General features: G+C 70.6%; 1 pseudogene. It reads left to right on the forward strand.

Annotated elements, in window-relative coordinates:
- A pseudogene (locus AB0B76_RS58875) lies at window positions 1-2,131 on the forward strand (hypothetical protein); the annotation flags it as partial.

The following is a 2,131-nucleotide window of genomic DNA, read 5'->3' on the forward strand; positions in this document are numbered from 1 at the left end:
CCGGCGTACAACCACCAGCGGATCGACAAGATCACCACGGAGACCGGCGAGCAGGTCACCGTCACCTACGCCAACAGCACCGCGACGATCCAGGCCTGTGATCAGACGCCGGGCGCCTCGCACCTGCCGTCGGCGACGAACAACACGATGCTGTGCTACCAGCAGTACTGGCAGGGGCAGGGCCAGACGTCTCCGGTGTCGGACTGGTTCCAGAAGTGGGTCGTCACCAAGGTCGTCCAGCACGACCCGGTCATCGCCGGGGCCAAGGACCTGGAGACGAACTACAGCTACGTCGGCGACGCCGCCTGGCACCGCGACGACTCGGTGTCCACCAAGAACGCGCGGCGCAGCTGGAGCCAGTTCCGCGGCTTCGGGCAGGTCGTCAAGACCACCGGGGCCGCACCGGACCCGGTCACGCAGACGTCCACGACGTACCTGCGCGGCATGGACGGCGACTACAACAGCCAGACCGGCGGCACCCAGAAGTCCGTGACGGTCACGGCGAGCACCGGCGACGCGGTCGTCGACGCGAACCAGTTCGGCGGTATGGTGCTGGAGACCGATACGTATACGCAGGCCGGCGGTACGGTGACGGCCAGGGCGATCAGCCTGCCGTGGTCGGCGCAGACCGCGTCGCACGCCGAGAACGCCCAGCCGGGGCTGCCGGCGCAGCTCGCGCAGTTCGTCAACGTCGGCACGAGCAAGAACCTGACGCTGCTGAGCACCGGCGCGTGGCGCACCGCGCAGCGGACCGACACCTTCTCCGCCACGACGGGCCTGCCGCAGCAGAGCGACGACCGGGGCGACGTGTCCCTGCTCGGCACCGCCGACTCCCAGGAGACGTGCTCCACCGCCACGTACGCGTCGCCGCCCGCCGGTGTCAACGCCGGCATGGTGAGCTACTTCAACCGCAAGCTCACGGTCGCCGGGCCCTGCGGCACCGCGCCGAGCGCGACGACCACCATCGCCGACACGCTTACCTACTACGACGGCAACGCCGCACCGGGCGTCATCACCGCCGCCGGCGACGCGTCGCGCACCGAGGACGTCGACTCGTACACCGGCTCGACGCCGGCCTACGCCACGACCACCTCGGCCGCGACGTTCGACGCGTACGGCCGCCCGACGTCGAGCACCGACGCGCGTGGTCTCGTCACGACCAGGACCTACGTGCCGCCGGCCGGGCAGCTGCCGACGAGCGTCACCAGCACCGACACCACGTTCAGCCAGGCCACAATCATCACGATGGACCAGGCGCGGCAGCTGCCGACGAAGACGGTCGACCCCAACAACAACGCCACCTCCCAGGCCTACGACGGCCTCGGCCGCCTCACCAGCGTCTGGCTGCCGGGCCGGGCCACCACCCAGTCGGCCAGCATCGTGCACGCCTACAGCGTCAACGGCACCACGGCGCCGTCGTACTCCTCGACGAAGACGCTGCGCGACGACTCCACCTACGCCTGGGCGTACACCATCTACGACGGCCTCGGCCGGGAACGGCAGACCCAGACCGTCTCCCTGGACGGCAGCAACGGCTCCCTGGTCACCGACAGTTTCTACGACACCCACGGCTGGGCGACCAAGAAGACCCGGCCGTTCTACGTGACCGCTTTCCCGAGCGCCACGATCTACCCGGCCGCCGACGCCTCCGTCCCGGCCGAGAAGGTCGCCACCTACGACGGGCAGGGCCGGCCCACCGGCGTCGCCGCCTACTCCCTCGGCCAGCTCCAGTGGACCACCACCACCGCCTACCCGGGCGGCGAGCGCACCGACGTCACCCCGCCCTCCGGCGGCACCGCGACGAGCACGTTCACCGACGCCCGCGGGCACACCAGCGCGCTGTGGAACTACACCACCGCGACGCCGGACGGCAACGCCGCCCACGCCTCGATCATCTCCTACGGCTACTCCCCGGCCGGCAAACCGGCCAAGGTAACGGGGCCCGGCGGGCAGATCTGGACCTACACCTACGACCTGCACGGCCGGCCGGCCACCGCCGCCGACCCGGACGCGGGCACCGTGACGACCCACTTCAACGCGGCCGGTGACCTGCTCAGCCAGGCCGACGCCCGGCCGAAGACCATCACGTGGACGTACGACGAGCTCGGCCGGAAGAAGACCGAGAACGACG

The sequence above is a fragment of the Dactylosporangium sp. NPDC049140 genome (assembly GCF_040648435.1).